Source organism: Micromonospora sp. NPDC000316, from assembly GCF_042898885.1.
Lineage (GTDB): Bacteria > Actinomycetota > Actinomycetes > Mycobacteriales > Micromonosporaceae > Micromonospora.
Genome location: NZ_JBIAZG010000009.1, coordinates 91,652 through 105,860, shown reverse-complemented (window position 1 = coordinate 105,860; position 14,209 = coordinate 91,652). Strand labels below are relative to the sequence as shown.

Below are 14,209 nucleotides of genomic sequence, written 5' to 3'. Positions count from 1 at the left end.
GAGCCGACCCGGGACGCGAGGTCCGGTTCGTAGAATTCGTGCCATGTCGCGGATCGTCGAGTTGCTGGCCTCGCCGGTGCATCGCTTCCTGGGCCGGCCCACCGACGGCCCGGCACCGGCCCCGCCCGGTGAGCTGGTCGACGTCGTCCAGATCCGGGCCGGCCTCGGCATCGTCGGCGACCGCTACTTCGGCAAGCCGGCGCACCGCGACGCAAGCGTGACGGTGATCGCCCAGGAGTCGCTGCCCGACGGCATCGGCCTGGCGCAGGTGCGGCGCAACGTCCTCACCACGGGGATCGCGGTGGACGAGCTGATCGGCAAGGTGCTCGTCCTCGACTCCGGTGACGGCCCGGTCAGCCTGCGGGTCAACCGCGCGGCCCGCCCGTGCGCGTGGATGGACGTCACTGTCGGCCCCGGTGCGTGGAAGGCGCTGCGCACCACGGGTGGCATCCGCTGTACGCCTCTCAACGACGGCCTGCTGCGCGTCGGCCCGATCGAGGCCACAGTCGAACGGGCACCCGCGAGCTAGCGGCCCGGCGGGTCAGACCGCGCTGATGTGTGCGGCGAGGACGCGCCATCCGTGCCTGTCGTCGTGGACCCACGTCCGGGTGTACCGCAGGCGCGCAGTGAACGGCTCACCGTCGGCGACACCGGCGACCCGGCCGAGGAAGAACGTCACCCCTGTCGACCCGGCGACGAGCAGATCCAACTCCTCCTCCACCAGGTCCTCGATGACAGAGGTGCGGTCCCGGTGCGTGGCCAGGTCCTCCTGCTTTGTGTACTGGCGGCCGTCGGGGCCGACAGCGATCAGTTGGTCGACGAGCAGTTGGTCGAGGGCGGCGACGTCGCCGGCTCGCTGCGCGGCCTGCAGGGTGCGCTCGGCGTCGAGCAGTTCCGCCTCGCGTTCGCTGTCCGGCATGGTGTGCCATCCCTCCTCGTCGGCGTCCTCCGGGCTGACCGCATTGTGGCAGCCGGCCGGCCCGAATGGGTGCGCATCGCCGCCGCGCCGGAGGTGCGCCGGTGACTAGGCTGACCGCCATGGCAGACCAGGCCGGGGCCGACGCGCCCGACGGCGACGGGGCACTGCCGATCGAGGCTGTCGTCCGGGAGATCCTGGCGGTCGTCCCGGCCGGCTGCACGTGGCTGCTGCCCGTGCCACACGACGACGGGCCGGTCGTCGACTTCCGGATCGCCGCCACCAGCGGGCAGCGCCGCGACATCTACGGCAGGGGCACCGCGCGGGTGGGCGCGCGGCTCAGCGAGCTGTACCCGACAATGGTCGACGGCCCGCTCTGGCGGCTCTACCTCGAGGTGCTCGCCACCGGGTCGTCCGGCCGGCTGGCCGACTTCCGGTACGTCGAGAAGCGCGCCGGTGTCGTCGCCGACTCACTGTTCGACATCCACGTTCACCGCGTCCTCGGTGGTCTGCTGGTCGCCTGGCAGCGCCTCGACGAGGACCGGCGTCGACTGGAGCGCACCGAGTTGCTGGGCAGCCTCGGCTGGGCCGAGTACGACCTCGCCAGCGGGGTCAGCCAGTGGTCACCCGGCATGTACCGGATCTTCGAGCGCGACCCGGCGGTCGGCCCGATGTCGCGCGCCGAGCAGTCCGCTGCCCTGCTCCCGGACGACTACCTCCTCGGCGAGACGGTGTGGCAGACCCTTGACAGCGGGGCGACCTCGGACGTGACGGCCCGGTTCCAGGCGGCGGGCTCGGTGCGGCACCTGCGGATCCTCTCCGACGTCTCCCGCGACGCCAACGGCGTACCGCTGAAGATCCACGCCGTGGTGCAGGACGTGACCGCTCGGGTGGACTCGCGGACCGCGATCGAGCAGCTCAGCGACCAACTGCGGACGCGGGAGATGACCGCGCTGGCCGAGCACCGGCTCGCCGGCCAGTTGCAGAACCTGATCCAACCGGTGCCCCGCGAGCCGTTTCCGCTCGCGGGCCTGGAGGCGATCGTCAACTACCTGCCGGCAGAGAGCACCGCGCGGGTGGGCGGGGACTGGTACCACGCGCAGACCCTGCCGGACGGGCAGGTCGTGCTCGCGGTCGGCGACGTCGCCGGTCACGGACTGGACGCGGCGAGCGGGATGGCGCACCTGCGATTCGCCCTGGTGGCGTGGCTGTCGATAGGCATCCGCGACCCGTCGGTGCTGCTGGGGCACCTCAACCGGCTCTGCGGCCAACTCGCAATCACCGGGACCGCCGTCGTCGCGGTGTACGACCCGGCGACCCGTGTGCTCCGCTGGGGGCGCGCCGGGCACATGGTGCCGCTGCTGTCCCGCGACGGCGCGACAGGCCCGCTCGACCGCCCGCCGGGCCTGCTGCTGGGCGCCGACGACGACTCCGCCTACCCGGTGCTCACCCCGCGCCTGCGCCCCGGCGACCTGGTGCTGTTCTACACCGACGGCCTGGTGGAGCGACGGACGCCCGACGAGGGCCTGCTGGCGCGGGTACGCGCGACGCTCTCCACGGTCACCGCCGCGCCGGGGGAGCAGACCCTCGCCGGGCTGCGGGACCTGTTGAACCATCCCAGCCCGGACGACGACACCTGCACCCTGGCCGTGCGCGTGCTGCCCTGAGCGGGCCGGCTCACATGCCCAGCCGGATCCGCACCACTGTCCCCTCGGGGTCGCTGAACACTGCCACCTCGTCGCAGACCTGCTCGACGATGGCGAGCCCGCGACCGCGTACCGCCTCGGCCGTGGGCATGCCGCGACCGAACGTCCGCAGCGGCCCCTGGTCGACCACGTCGCAGAACAGTTGGCCGCCCTCGGCCCAGAGCCGGACCTGGCCCCCACCGCTCGTGTGTTGCAACGTGTTGGTGGCCAACTCGCTTACCGCAAGCGTCAGCAGCTCCACCCGCTGCGGCGACAGGCCCCGGGCCAGAGCCTCGGTGGTGACGAAGGTGCGCAGCGCCCGCAGGTCGGTCGCCACCTCGTACGCCATGGTGTCGACGATCGGCGGTGTCGACTGCCCGGCCACGGTGCGGGTCTCCCGCCGGTCGGCCGGCATCAGCCCGCCAACCGCGGGTCGTCGGCGGGCGGGCGCAGCAGGTTGCCGATGCCCGTGATGTCCAGAACGGCGGCGACGGGCCCGGCGGCGTTCACCGCGTAGAGATGCCGGCCCGTTGCCCGCGCCGCCTGATGGGCGGTCACCAGGCCGTGCAGGCCTGTGGAGTCGAGGAACCGTAACCCGCCCACATCGACGACCACCACCGGCGCGGCCCGGACCGCCGCGGACAACACGGTGGTCAGCTCACCCTGGGCAGCCAGGTCGCACTCACCGGTCAGCTCCACCACGATCCGCCCAGGTGCCGTGGACGTGCGGGCCTCGAAGTGCGCCATGAGACAGCAGCACCTTCCTCGTCGTGACAGGTGTTGTCGGCACATCATGTCACCCGACCGCCGGTTGGGCGCTTCGTCCGTCCGGCGACGTTCCGCGCGCGGGTCGTTCGAGCCGGTCAACCGGTCGCTACGGGCGGATGTCGAGGGCGCCGATCAGGTCGCCGCGGAGCGTGAACCGGTACCGCAGCTCGATCGGGCTGCCCGGGAAGTCGCCCGAAACCCGAGTGAGGACCAGGTACGAGTCACCGGCCTGGGGAGTGACACGCAGCGGTTCGGCGGTGTACGAGGTGGCCGCCGCGGTGCGCTCCCCCCAAGAGCGGATCGAGGCACGGCCGTCGTAGAGCCGGTCCTCGTCGGCCACGCTCGCGGTGTCCGCGAAGCAGGCGCCGAACGCGTCCATGTCGCCGTCGGCGGTGGCCTGGAAGTACTTGTCGATCACGTCGGGCAGGTCGACAGCCATCTGCTCCTCCTGCGGCACGGGCCGCCGTGGGCGGCCGCCGTGGTCCCGGTCCGACCTCACCGTACGAGCCGGGACTGGCGGGGCGGGGAGCAACCGACAGAACCGTGTCGGGGTTTGCCGGGGGTGCGCCCGGGTAGCCACGTGTCTCCGGAACGGAAGGGCGGGGCGATGGCCGAGCTGACGTTCGTCGACAAGGTTGCGGCACGGGCGGGTGTCCCGCCGGAGCAGGCAGGCCCGCTGACCGAGGCCGTTCTGCGTACGCTCACCGAGCGGCTCAGCGGCGGCGAGGCTGCCGCGCTGGCTCCCCACCTGGCCGCCGAGCTGAGCCCACTGCTGGTCAAGGCCGCCGAACCGCCCGAGGCGTTCGGGTACGACGAGTTCCTGCGGCGGGTGGCCGAGCGCGCCGGCACCGACCGGCCGGGAGCCGAGCGGGGCGTGCGGGCGGTGCTCCAGACGATGCACCGGGTGGTCGGGCACCGGGAGTTCGAGGACGCCCTGTCCCAGCTCCCGGCGGACCTGCGGGCCCTGGCCCAGCCCCTGCCGCACGGGCCCTGACCGACAGGCGGTGGCGCGTCAGCCCTGCGGGCGACTGCGGCGAGCCGGTCGGCGGTTCGTTCCCGCTCGGGGACGGGCGGCGTTTCGGCGCTGTGCCGGTTTGCGGCTCGCTCCCGCTCGCGGGCGGGCGGCCCCGCCGGACCGGGGCGGTGCCGGCTTGCGGCGGGCCGCCACCGCGATGATCGTGCCGACGACCAGCACGACCGCGGCGGGCAACAGCCATGGCGGAAGCCCTCCGTTCGGCTCCGGCGCCGCCGGCTGGGCCACGGGGGTGCCCGTCGCGTCGGGCGCGGGGGCCGCCGATGGAGTCCCCTCGATCAGCGCGAGCAGGGCGGGGGCCGGCTCGTCAGTGGGGGCCGTCCAACCGGCCGGAGCCGCCGTGCCCGGACCCTGGTAGTCGAACGTGACGTTGCCCCGCACCGCCTCGCCGTCCGAGGCGACGGAGAGGTACGTGGCGGTGTACCTGCCCTTCGCCGGCCAGTGCGCGACGGCCACCATGGCGGGGAAGCCGGTGTGGTAGAGCCGCGGCTCGAAGACACCGTTGACCATGAAGTACTCCTGGACCGGCTTGTCCAGTCGCTTCGGCTCGCCGAACGACCAGCCGTTGTCCACACGTTTCCCGTCCGGGCCGGTGACGGTGAAGTGCGCGTTGGCGGCCGGCTTCTCGGTGAAGTACAACCCGACCTGGGCCAGCGGCTCCCGGACCACAGTGCCGGTAAGCGGGGTGGAGGTCGCCAACTGCCCGTGGGCGGATGCCGGAGCGGCGGGCAACAGTAGCGTCACCGCCAGCATCGCGACAAGCGCCGCGGCGGCACGGGTCAGGACGTGACAGACAGTGGCCAGCCTCGATCGCATTCGTTCATAATGGTCATTTCCCCGGCGCCGAACAAGACGTAGAGTTCACCTCCCCGACGATCATCTCCACACCCGTCCCCTCGCGTCGTTCGGAGTCCGCCCGTGTACGTCCGCGCCCCCGGTTCCCGTCTCCCCGCCGTCCTCGCCACAGGTCTCCTCACCGCGCTGCTCGTCACCGGGTGCGGGCAGGATGACGACCCGTCCGTGGCCGCCCCCTCGGCGGCGCCGACATCCGTCGCCGTACCGGGCGCCACCCCGACCGCGGCGGACAGCCCCACTCCCAGCCCGAGCGCCAGCACGCCCACTGTCGACCGGGAGATCACCGTGACCATCGCGAAGCGACGGGTCACCCCGCCGACCGGCCGGGTCACCGTGAGCAAGGGCGAGTTGGTCCGGATCACGGTCACCTCGGACACGGCCGACGAACTGCACGTGCACGGGTATGACCTGGGCGCCCGGCTGCCGGCCGGCGCCCCCGGCTCCGTGCAGTTCCGCGCCGACAAGACCGGACTGTTCGAGGTGGAGACGCACGAGACCGAGCTGGTGCTGTTCCAGCTCGTCGTGCGCTGAGCGGATGAACGGCGCTCCGGAACTGTTGGCGCACGGCGTCGGCGGCCGGCAGGACCTGCCGATCACGCTGGCACAGCTCGTTGTCGCCGCGACCCTGACCCTCGTCGTCACGTTCGTCGCGCTCGGCGCGCTCTGGCGCGAGCCGCGCCTGGACCGGGACGCGAGCGGCGGCCGGCAGGTGCCGGACTGGTTGGCCCGCCTCGTCGACGCCCCCGCGTTCCGTGGGGTGTTGCGCGGGCTGGGGCTGCTAGCCGCCGGCTGGTTCTGCGTGGGCCTGCTCGCCGGACCGGACACCGCCGACAACCCGACGGCCGGCGCCCTCTACGTGCTGCTCTGGGTCGGGCTGGTGCCCGTCTCGCTGCTGTTCGGCCCGGTCTGGCGCGCGGTCAATCCACTGCGTACGGTGCACCTGCTCGTCGCGCTCGCGGCGAGGCGGGACCCGGCGCGCGGCTTCCGCGAGCTGCCGCCCGGTCTGGGTCTCTGGCCCGCCGCCGTCACCCTGTTCTCGTTCGTCTGGCTGGAACTTGTCGCACCGGACCGGGCCACCCTGCCGGTGATCGGCGCGTGGCTCGCCGGGTACGCAGTGGTCATGCTCGCCGGTGCGGTGCTGTTCGGCGCGGCCTGGTTCGACCGGGCCGACCCGTTCGAGGTCTACAGCGCGCTTGTCGGCCGGCTCGCCCCGATCGGCCGGGCCGCCGACGGGGTGCTGGTGTGGCGCAACCCGCTCGACGGCATCGCCGGGTTGCGACCCCGCCCCGGGCTGGTCGCCGTGGTGATCGTGCTGCTCGGCTCGACGATGTTCGACAGTCTCTCCAACGCGCCGGCCTGGCTGCGCTTCTCCCAGGAGAACGGCAGGTCCCCGGCGGTCACCGGCAGCGCCGGGCTGGTGCTTGTCATCGGCGTGGTCGCAGTGGCGTACCTCGTCGCCGTGGCCGCCGCGGCCCACATCGGCCGGGTCGGTCCGCGCGGTGACGCGGTCTCGCCCAGTGGCGCGGCCTCGGCCGAGGGTGCGGCCTCGGCGCGGCGGGCCCCCGGGGAGATCGCCCACTCGATCGTGCCGATCGCGGTGGGGTACGTGGTGGCGCACTACTACTCGCTGCTGATCCTGGAGGGTCAGCGCACCGTCGCCCTGCTCTCCGACCCCCGGGACACGGGTGCCGACTGGTTCGGCACCGCCGGTTGGCAGCCGCACACCGCACTTGTCACCCCGTCCGGGGTGGCCAGTCTGCAGATCACCGTCATCATCCTCGGGCACCTGCTCGGCACGCTGCTCGCCCACGACCGCGCCCTGTACCTGTTTCCCCGGGCGCGAGCGGTGGCCGGTCAGCTCCCGCTGCTCGCGCTTATGGTCGCCTACACCGTCGCCGGCCTGCTGCTGCTCTACGCAGGCTAGGACCGCCGGCCGCCGGTTGCGGCGCGGGCCGGGGGTGGCGGCGCGTATCGCCGTTGTGACACGGCCGCCGGCCCGACTCCGCGCGTGATCGTCGCGGGGGCCGGGCCGGCGGTAGGTGTCGAGGTCAGTGCCGGGCGGCGCCGTTCTCGCTGACCGGCTGCCCGAAGGGCAGGAACGGCACCGGCGTCGGGTCGGCCCGGAGGGCGTGCCGGTCGGCGTCGTCGTCGGGCTCGTCCGCGACAACCGTGTGGTCGATGGTCGTCTCCAGCCCGGCCGGCGAAACGCCCCCGCCACCTGCCTGGTCGGCGCGCGACTGGTCGTCGCCGATCTGGTCGGCGTGCGACGCGTCGCCAGCGAACTGGCCGTCGGTCTGGTCGCTGTCGGCGGGCCGGTCCGGGCTCGGCCGTTCGACACCGGCCTGAGGTGCGGTCTGCCTGTCGACGATGGACGCCCCGGGGTGGGAACGGGCGCCGACCATCGGGTACTCCGCGGTCTCCGTGCCACCAGCGGCGGCGGCCATCACGGCGGCGGCGGCCAGGTCGGCCACCCGCTTCGCCTCCCGCTGCACCCGGGCGCGGACGTCCTTGGCGTGCCGCTCGGCGGAGTCTCCGGCCCGGCGGGCCTCCTCCAGTCGTGTCGCCTCGGCGGTGAGGTCCCGGCGGACCTCGACGAGCCGCTGCTGCATCCGGGACAGCTCGTTCTCCAGGGTCTCGCCCTCGGCGCGGATCTCGGCGAGCTGCTGCTCGGCGGTCTCCAACTCGGTGTGCAGCTGGGCCGACTCCTGCTGTCGCTCCTCGATATCCTGTTGCAGCGCGGCGAGCTGCTCCTGGTGGCTGGCAGCCTGCTCGTCGGCACGGTTACGCAGGTCGGTCACGTGCTGCTGCGCCTCGGCAAGCAGCGACGCGATCTGCTGCTCGGTCGACCTGCGCTGCTCGGCCAGCTCCTCCTGGGCGGCGGCCTTCAGCTCGGCGATCTCCTGTTCGGCGGCGCTGCGCCGCTCGGCGACCTCACGCTCCACCCCGGCCTGCCACTGGGCCATCTCCTGCTGGCTCTTGGCCCGGGCCGTCTGGACCTCCTGCTGGATCTGCGTACGCGCCGACTTCATCAGGGCGTCGGCGGCGACCCGTGTCTGGTTGAGCTGCTGCGCGCTCTGCTCGGTGATGCGTTTCGCCTCGTGCTGCGCGCGTTCGTACGCGGCCTCACCGTCGGCGCGCAGTTGCTCCGCGCGCTCCCGGATCGTGGTCAGCTCGGCCTCGGCCACGCTGCGCCGCTCCTCGTACGCCTGCTCCTGCTCGGCGCGTCGCGCGGCCACCTCCTCGGACAGGTCGTGGCGTGCCTGCGCGGCCCGCTCGCGGGTGTCGGCGAGGATCCGCTCCGCCTCGGTGCGCAGTTCGTTCGCCCGGTCGGTGGCCGACTCGGTGATGAGGGCGGCCTGCTTCTCGGCGAGGGTCAGGATCTCCCCGACCATCGGGCCCAGGTCCTGGAACGAGGCGCGGTCCACCTGCACTGGCTGATCGTGCAGCTCGGCCAGTTCGGCGCGCAGTCGCTGCACTTCGGCGGTCAGCTCGCGGACCCGCACGGCGGAGCGTCCGTGCTCGCCGCTGAGCATCGCGATCTGACCGTCGAGCTGCTCCAGGTGCCGGTCCACCTGGCGTTTGTCGTAGCCGCGCAGGGTGAGCTCGAAGCTCGGCCGCGAGGCCGCGTCGTCGCGTGCTGCGAGCGGCTCAGCGCCGATGGACATGCACCATCCTCCGTACGATCGGGGGCGCCGGGGCCGGCGGTGCACCGCCCCGCGGGCCGCGAGTGTCGCGCAACGCTACCGCCGCACGCGCCCCGTGCGAAGGCCTGCCCCGGCCCCGATCTCCAAACCCGCCCCAACCCCGTCGATCATGGAGTTGTGGTGCCTCACGAGAGCCGCAGATCAGCGCCTTTCCGGCGCCACCACTTTATGATCGACAGGGGAGGGGGATGGGGGTCAGGTGCGGCGGGCCACCAGGACCGCGTCGTGGAAGGTGGTGGCGGGGTCCGGACCGGGCCGAGAGCGGGTCTCGCTGGCGAGGACGTCCCACTGGGCCGGGTCCAACGACGCGGCCACCTCCTCGGCGGTGTACATCATCTCCGGCATGTGGATGCGGTGCCCCGACGTCCACAGGTCCGACGGGTGGTGCCCGACGATCAGCAGGACGCCACCGGGGGCCACCGCGGCGGCCAGCCGGGCGAACAACTCCCGCCGGGGCTCCGGCGGCAGGTGCATGAACTGCGCCGACACCAGGTCGTACGCCTGCTCGGCCGGAGGCTTCTCGCGGAGGTCGGCATGCGTGAACTCGACCCGGTCACCGACACCTGCGGCCTCGGCGTGCTCGGCGGCGCGGGCCAGCGCGGTGGTCGAGATGTCCACAGCCGTCACCTGCCAACCCCGCTCGGCCAGCCACACCGCGTCGGCGCCCTCCCCGCTGCCCACGTCCAGCGCCCGACCTGGCGTCAGGTCGGCGGCCTCGGTGACCAGTTGGGGGTTCGGCCGGCCGCTCCACACCGCGGGCCTCGACAGGTAACGCTCCTCCCACGCCGGCTCCTCGAAGGCGGTGGCGACCGTGTGCCGGTACGCGGTCACCGCGTCGCGGGTCTCCTCGGCGATCAGGTCCGCGTTTATCGCCGCGCCGGTCATCAGGCCGTTCGCTGCGGACGTGATCACCTGGCCGCGGATGTCGGCCACGTTGCCCGCCACCCACACGCCCGGCACCGCCGTGGCTCCGGCCGCGTCGGTCGGGATCTGGGTGCCGACCACGTACCCGGCGATCGTCACCTCCTCCGGGGCCAGGCCCAGCCCGACAAGCAGGTCGGCGCGGGCGATGCTCCGGGGCCCCACCACTACGGCGTCGAGCGCCACCACCCGGCCGTCGGCGAGGCGTACGCCGGTCAGCGCGTCCCCGGTCACCTCCAGCGCGGCTACCGGCCCCGGCACCACCGCGATGCCCCGTGCGGCGAGCCGCTCGGCCGTCTCCTCGTCCGGGGTCGGGACGTCGTGCAGCAGGAGCAGCACGTCGGCGCTCCACTGTCGCCACGTCTCGGCCTGGTAGACGGCAAGCGGCCCGGTCGCCAGCACACCGATCCGCCGGTCCTGGACCTCCCAGCCGTGGCAGTACGGGCAGTGCAGCACGTCCCGGCCCCACCGCTGCGCCACCCCGGGCACGTCGGGGAGCTCGTCCTTCAGCCCGGTGGCCACCAGCAGCCGGCGAGCCCGCACCACCGAGCCGTCGTCGAGGGTGAGCTGGAACCCGTCGTCGTCCCGGGTGGCGGCCTCCACCCGGCCGGCGCGGAACTGACCGCCGTACCCGGCCACCTCGGCACGCCCGGCCGCGATCAGCTCGGCCGGCGGCGTGCCCTCCCTGCCCAGGTAGTTGTGCACGTGGTCGGCCGGCGCGTTGCGCGGCTCGCCCGCGTCGATCACCAGCACCGACCGTCGCGCCCGGCTCAGCGCCAGGGCTCCGCTGAGCCCTGCCGCGCCCCCGCCTACCACCACGACGTCGTATGTCTCGCTCACAGGTGTTCCCCCTTGTGTGTCGGCTGGGCTCCACCATCCGCCGCTGTCGCTCCCACGGCAACTATCGTTGCCGTTATGGCAAACGAGGACAGAGCCGCGCTGGCCGCTGTCGGCCCCCGGCTTCGCGCCCTGCGCCACAAGCGTGGGACGACACTTACCCAGCTCGCCGAGTTGACCGGCATCTCGGTGAGCACCCTCTCCCGGTTGGAGTCCGGAAGCCGAAAGCCCACCCTGGAGTTGCTGCTCCCGCTGGCGAGGGCCCACCAGGTGCCGCTCGACGAGTTGGTGGACACCCCGGTCACCGGCGACCCACGGGTACGCCCCACACCGATCGTCCGGCACGGCGTCACGTTCCTGCCCCTCACCCGCCGACCCGGCGGCGTCCAAGCGTTCAAGGTGATCTTCCCGCCGGACGGCTCCGCCGGGGACCGGACCCAGCAGAGCCACGAGGGCTACGAGTGGCTCTACGTGCTCACCGGACGGTTGCGCCTGCTGCTCGGCGAGAACGACCTGACGCTCACCGAGGGGGAGGTGGCCGAGTTCGACACCCGGATCCCGCACCGCATTCTCAATCCCGGCCCCGGCACCGCCGAGGGCCTCATCCTCTTCGGGCCGCAGGGGGAGCGGCTGCACGTCCGCGCCCGCCCCGCCGCCGCCGAGGGGCAGTAGCCGCGGCCGAGGCGCTGGCGCTGCCGAAACAGACCGCGAGGGCCGGACCGGTTCCCCTCCGGTCCGACCCCCGCGATCACCTCGCGCTACGCGCGGGTCTTGCGCTGCCGGGCCACCAGCAGCAGGGCCGCGCCCAGCAGTACGGCCAGCACGCCGGCGCCCATCCAGTTGAGCGGAAGGGACTCACCGGTCACCGGGAGCATTCCCTTCACCCGGATGCTGATTGTCGACTCGGGCGACACCGGCGCCGGCCCCTGCGGCGGTGTGCCGGTGGCCGTCGCTGTGTTGCGTACCGAGCCGTTGCGGATGTCGGCCTTGCTGACCGTGTAGGTCGCCGTGCAGGTCACTGCCGCACCCGCGGCCAGCGTGACGGACCCGTTGGGCGTCCGGTCCGGGCCGCAGGTGATCGGGCCGAGGTTTGCCGACGACGCCGGCGGGGTCAGTGTGTCGGTGACCGTCACGTCAGTCAGCGTCACCTGCCCGGTGTTGGTGACCACGAACTGGAACGGCACCTGCTCGCCAGGTCGGGTGATCACGTGGGTGGTGCTCGATTTCACCACCGTGATCGCAGCGGTGCCTGGCCTGGCCGTCACCTCCGACGAGTCCGGCTCGGAGCGGACCGGGCCTGGCGGTTCCTGGCCGGGGGTGGTCGGCGGCGTACCGACCGCGACGGCCGTGTTCGTGATGCGTCCGGCCTCGACGTCGGCAGCGGTGACCGTGTAGCGCGACGTGCAGGTGACGCTTTCGCCGGGCGCGAGGGTGACACTGCCGTTGGCCGCCGGCGGGGTGCCGCAGGTGATCGTCCCGCGCGTGCCGGTGCCGGAGAAGGCGGTCTCCTCGATCGTCACCGAGTTGAGCGTGGTGTTGCCGGTGTTGCTGACGACGAACCGGTAGGTGACCACGTCACCGGCCGCCGACACCACTGTGGGCGTCACCGACTTGTCGATGGCGACCGACGGATGCGGGACCGGGATGTCCAGCGGGGACGGCGGCGAGACCGGCGCCGGGCCGGACGGCGGTGTGCCGGTGGCGGTGGCGACGTCGCGCAGCGACGAGCCGGCGAAGTCCTCCTCGGTCACCGTGTAGGTCGCCCGGCACTGCACGGAATCACCCGGTGTCAGCACCACTGTGCCGTTCGGGACGTTCTGCGGGCCGCAGGTGATCGGCCCGAGCACGCCACGCTCGGACGGCGGCAGCACTGTGTCGTTGACCGTGACGTTCCTGAGCGTGACGCTGCCGGTGTTGACCACCAGGAAGGTGTACGGAACCTGCTGGCCGACGGACGTGATGGACGTGGTGGTGGTCGACTTCACCACCGATATGTCGGCGGTCAGCCCCTCGACGGGGATCGTCTCGCTGTCCGGTCCGGAGACGACAGCGGGACCGCTCGGCGGGGTGCCCTGTGCGGTGGCCGTGTCGGTGACGCTGCCGTTGTCCAGGTCCGCCTGCGTGACCGTGTAGGTGGCCCTGCACTCGGTCTGCGCGCCGGGCGCGAGAGTGGTGGCGGCGCAGGTGATCGGGCCGAGGTTGGCGTTCGACGACGGCGGGGTCTGCGTGTCGGTGATCGTGATGCCGGTGAGTGGGACACCGCCGGTGTTGACGACCTCGAAGATGTACTCCACCTCCTGGCCGACTCTGGTGATCACCGTCGTGGCCGTCGACTTGATCAGGGCGATGTCCGCCGAGCTGGCACCCTGGCAGGAGAGGGTGGTGCTGAACGGGAAGTAGTGGATCTCGCCGCCGAGGTGGTCCAGCGTGCGCGTGATGATGGTGCCCTCGGCGTTGGTGGCCGAGCGCTTGGTGAAGGTGGCGTTGGGCGCGTAGATCGTGCCCTCCACGGTGGCCGACTGCGGGGTGAGGGTGAGCGCGGTGGCGGTCGGGAAGTTGAACAGGATGTAGCGCGCCTGCGGCCCGCCGATCCCGGCGAAGTTCGGTGCGGTCCAGTCGAAGGTGTTGCCCACGCCGCTGGTGTCCACGTTCACAAGCAACGGGGTGCTCGCGGTGGGCTGGTCGGCGAAGGTCAGGACCGCGATGTTGGCGAGGTCTGCGGCGCTCAGGTCGAGCACGTTCGTCACGCCTGGCGTCAAGGTCACCACGGCGTTGCTGCCCGGCGGGATCGGTCTGGGCAGCACGTCGCCGTTGGGCGTACGCAGCACCACCGTGTTGTTGCAGGTGGCCAACTCGCTGGAGGTGGCCCGGAAGGCGGCGAACGCCCCGGTGAAGTTGACAGGCGACGTCGGCCCGACGCTGTCGACCGGCTGCCGGGTGACGAGCTCGACCCGGGGCGAGGCGTCATAGTTGTCCGCCGGGAGGATCCGGGTGTTGACCTGCGCGCCGTTGTTGTCGATGTTGCGGACGAACGTGCCGGTGAGGTCGCCGACCTTGGCGTACCCGTTGTTGAGCACCTGGAGGCGCGTGCCGGGCACACTCCCGGCGAAGTTGACCCGACCACCCACGACGAGGGCGCTTGGGTTGGCGTCTCCGGGGACGACGAACGATCCGGCGGTGGCGGCGGCCACCTGGTAGTTGCCGAAGGTGAGGTCACCGCCGGCGGCCACTGTGCCTTCGTTCTCGCCGCTGCCCAGGTTCGCGTCGCCCTCGGTCATCACACCGAAGCTGAGCGCCTCGGCGACCGGATCGAGCGGCCCGATGGCCGCGGCGACCGCCGCCTGATTTACCGGTCGCGGTGCGGCGAGTGCCGGCACCGGTGGGCCGCTGACTGCCAGCAGGCCACCCACGGCGACAAGCGCCGCCAGTCGCGACCTGCGGCCACCACGCCACGAAATTCTCATCCTGACCCCCGTATTAGTTGCGCCAG

At 72.6% G+C, this 14,209-nt stretch carries 14 protein-coding genes; 6 read left to right on the top strand and 8 right to left on the bottom strand.

Annotated features, from left to right (window positions below; all coding sequences use genetic code 11):
* The first annotated feature begins 43 nt into the window (after positions 1–43).
* Entirely contained in the window at positions 44–529 is a 486-nt protein-coding gene (locus tag ACFY2Q_RS19070; protein ID WP_387131803.1) for a molybdenum cofactor biosysynthesis protein, read from the top strand.
* Between the two features lie 12 nt (positions 530–541).
* Here ACFY2Q_RS19070 and ACFY2Q_RS19065 read toward each other — a convergent pair whose 3' ends face one another.
* On the bottom strand, positions 542–919 hold the full coding sequence (locus ACFY2Q_RS19065; protein ID WP_387131800.1) for a nuclear transport factor 2 family protein: 378 nt from the start codon (positions 917–919) through the stop codon (positions 542–544).
* A 119-nt stretch (positions 920–1,038) separates the two neighbouring features.
* On the opposite strand from ACFY2Q_RS19065, the gene ACFY2Q_RS19060 reads away from it, so the two are divergent.
* Positions 1,039–2,583: a PP2C family protein-serine/threonine phosphatase gene (locus tag ACFY2Q_RS19060; RefSeq protein WP_387131798.1), complete on the top strand. Its 1,545-nt coding sequence runs from the start codon at positions 1,039–1,041 to the stop codon at positions 2,581–2,583.
* 10 nt (positions 2,584–2,593) lie between these two features.
* Here ACFY2Q_RS19060 and ACFY2Q_RS19055 read toward each other — a convergent pair whose 3' ends face one another.
* From ACFY2Q_RS19055 to ACFY2Q_RS19045, 3 genes are all read right to left on the bottom strand, one after another.
* Positions 2,594–3,016: an ATP-binding protein gene (locus ACFY2Q_RS19055; RefSeq protein WP_387131797.1), complete on the bottom strand. Its 423-nt coding sequence runs from the start codon at positions 3,014–3,016 to the stop codon at positions 2,594–2,596.
* Positions 3,016–3,348, bottom strand: coding sequence for an STAS domain-containing protein (locus tag ACFY2Q_RS19050; protein WP_387131795.1), 333 nt, complete (start codon positions 3,346–3,348; stop codon positions 3,016–3,018). Before ACFY2Q_RS19050 ends, ACFY2Q_RS19055 begins: the two co-directional genes overlap by 1 nt.
* Positions 3,349–3,475: 127 nt before the next feature.
* The gene (locus ACFY2Q_RS19045; RefSeq protein WP_387131793.1) at positions 3,476–3,808 is read right to left on the bottom strand and encodes a nuclear transport factor 2 family protein; all 333 of its coding nucleotides are present in this window, start codon (positions 3,806–3,808) and stop codon (positions 3,476–3,478) included.
* 168 nt (positions 3,809–3,976) lie between these two features.
* Between ACFY2Q_RS19045 and ACFY2Q_RS19040 the strand changes: the two genes are divergently transcribed.
* Positions 3,977–4,363 carry a DUF2267 domain-containing protein gene (locus tag ACFY2Q_RS19040; RefSeq protein WP_387131792.1) on the top strand — a complete coding sequence of 129 codons (387 nt, stop codon included), beginning with the start codon at positions 3,977–3,979 and terminating at the stop codon, positions 4,361–4,363.
* A gap of 18 nt (positions 4,364–4,381) precedes the next feature.
* On the opposite strand, the gene ACFY2Q_RS19035 is transcribed toward ACFY2Q_RS19040, so the two are convergent.
* The gene (locus ACFY2Q_RS19035; RefSeq protein ID WP_387131791.1) at positions 4,382–5,218 is read right to left on the bottom strand and encodes a copper resistance protein CopC; all 837 of its coding nucleotides are present in this window, start codon (positions 5,216–5,218) and stop codon (positions 4,382–4,384) included.
* 102 nt (positions 5,219–5,320) lie between these two features.
* On the opposite strand from ACFY2Q_RS19035, the gene ACFY2Q_RS19030 reads away from it, so the two are divergent.
* The gene (locus ACFY2Q_RS19030; protein WP_387131788.1) at positions 5,321–5,788 is read left to right on the top strand and encodes a hypothetical protein; all 468 of its coding nucleotides are present in this window, start codon (positions 5,321–5,323) and stop codon (positions 5,786–5,788) included.
* 4 nt (positions 5,789–5,792) lie between these two features.
* The gene (locus ACFY2Q_RS19025) at positions 5,793–7,181 is read left to right on the top strand and encodes a hypothetical protein (protein ID WP_387131787.1); all 1,389 of its coding nucleotides are present in this window, start codon (positions 5,793–5,795) and stop codon (positions 7,179–7,181) included.
* Between the two features lie 124 nt (positions 7,182–7,305).
* On the opposite strand, the gene ACFY2Q_RS19020 is transcribed toward ACFY2Q_RS19025, so the two are convergent.
* Together ACFY2Q_RS19020 and ACFY2Q_RS19015 are read right to left on the bottom strand one after the other, a co-directional pair.
* On the bottom strand, positions 7,306–8,922 hold the full coding sequence (locus ACFY2Q_RS19020) for a hypothetical protein (protein WP_387131785.1): 1,617 nt from the start codon (positions 8,920–8,922) through the stop codon (positions 7,306–7,308).
* A gap of 234 nt (positions 8,923–9,156) precedes the next feature.
* A complete protein-coding gene (locus ACFY2Q_RS19015; protein WP_387131784.1) occupies positions 9,157–10,722 on the bottom strand; it encodes an FAD-dependent oxidoreductase in 1,566 nt (521 codons plus the stop codon).
* 75 nt (positions 10,723–10,797) lie between these two features.
* Here ACFY2Q_RS19015 and ACFY2Q_RS19010 point away from each other — a divergent pair, with 75 nt between their 5' ends.
* Positions 10,798–11,391: a helix-turn-helix domain-containing protein gene (locus tag ACFY2Q_RS19010; RefSeq protein WP_387131782.1), complete on the top strand. Its 594-nt coding sequence runs from the start codon at positions 10,798–10,800 to the stop codon at positions 11,389–11,391.
* Between the two features lie 86 nt (positions 11,392–11,477).
* Here ACFY2Q_RS19010 and ACFY2Q_RS19005 read toward each other — a convergent pair whose 3' ends face one another.
* Positions 11,478–14,183 carry a collagen-binding domain-containing protein gene (locus tag ACFY2Q_RS19005; RefSeq protein ID WP_387131780.1) on the bottom strand — a complete coding sequence of 902 codons (2,706 nt, stop codon included), beginning with the start codon at positions 14,181–14,183 and terminating at the stop codon, positions 11,478–11,480.
* Positions 14,184–14,209: the final 26 nt, after the last annotated feature.

Bases quoted from the DNA above. Each gene is read 5' to 3' on its own strand.
- ACFY2Q_RS19065 (WP_387131800.1), bottom strand. From the start codon at position 919: ATGCCGGACAGCGAACGCGAGGCGGAACTGCTCGACGCCGAGCGCACC.
- ACFY2Q_RS19035 (WP_387131791.1), bottom strand. From the start codon at position 5,218: ATGCGATCGAGGCTGGCCACTGTCTGTCACGTCCTGACCCGTGCCGCC.
- ACFY2Q_RS19040 (WP_387131792.1), top strand. From the start codon at position 3,977: ATGGCCGAGCTGACGTTCGTCGACAAGGTTGCGGCACGGGCGGGTGTC.
- ACFY2Q_RS19025 (WP_387131787.1), top strand. From the start codon at position 5,793: ATGAACGGCGCTCCGGAACTGTTGGCGCACGGCGTCGGCGGCCGGCAG.
- ACFY2Q_RS19050 (WP_387131795.1), bottom strand. From the start codon at position 3,348: ATGGCGCACTTCGAGGCCCGCACGTCCACGGCACCTGGGCGGATCGTG.
- ACFY2Q_RS19070 (WP_387131803.1), top strand. From the start codon at position 44: ATGTCGCGGATCGTCGAGTTGCTGGCCTCGCCGGTGCATCGCTTCCTG.
- ACFY2Q_RS19010 (WP_387131782.1), top strand. From the start codon at position 10,798: ATGGCAAACGAGGACAGAGCCGCGCTGGCCGCTGTCGGCCCCCGGCTT.
- ACFY2Q_RS19005 (WP_387131780.1), bottom strand. From the start codon at position 14,183: ATGAGAATTTCGTGGCGTGGTGGCCGCAGGTCGCGACTGGCGGCGCTT.
- ACFY2Q_RS19020 (WP_387131785.1), bottom strand. From the start codon at position 8,922: ATGTCCATCGGCGCTGAGCCGCTCGCAGCACGCGACGACGCGGCCTCG.
- ACFY2Q_RS19045 (WP_387131793.1), bottom strand. From the start codon at position 3,808: ATGGCTGTCGACCTGCCCGACGTGATCGACAAGTACTTCCAGGCCACC.
- ACFY2Q_RS19055 (WP_387131797.1), bottom strand. From the start codon at position 3,016: ATGCCGGCCGACCGGCGGGAGACCCGCACCGTGGCCGGGCAGTCGACA.
- ACFY2Q_RS19060 (WP_387131798.1), top strand. From the start codon at position 1,039: ATGGCAGACCAGGCCGGGGCCGACGCGCCCGACGGCGACGGGGCACTG.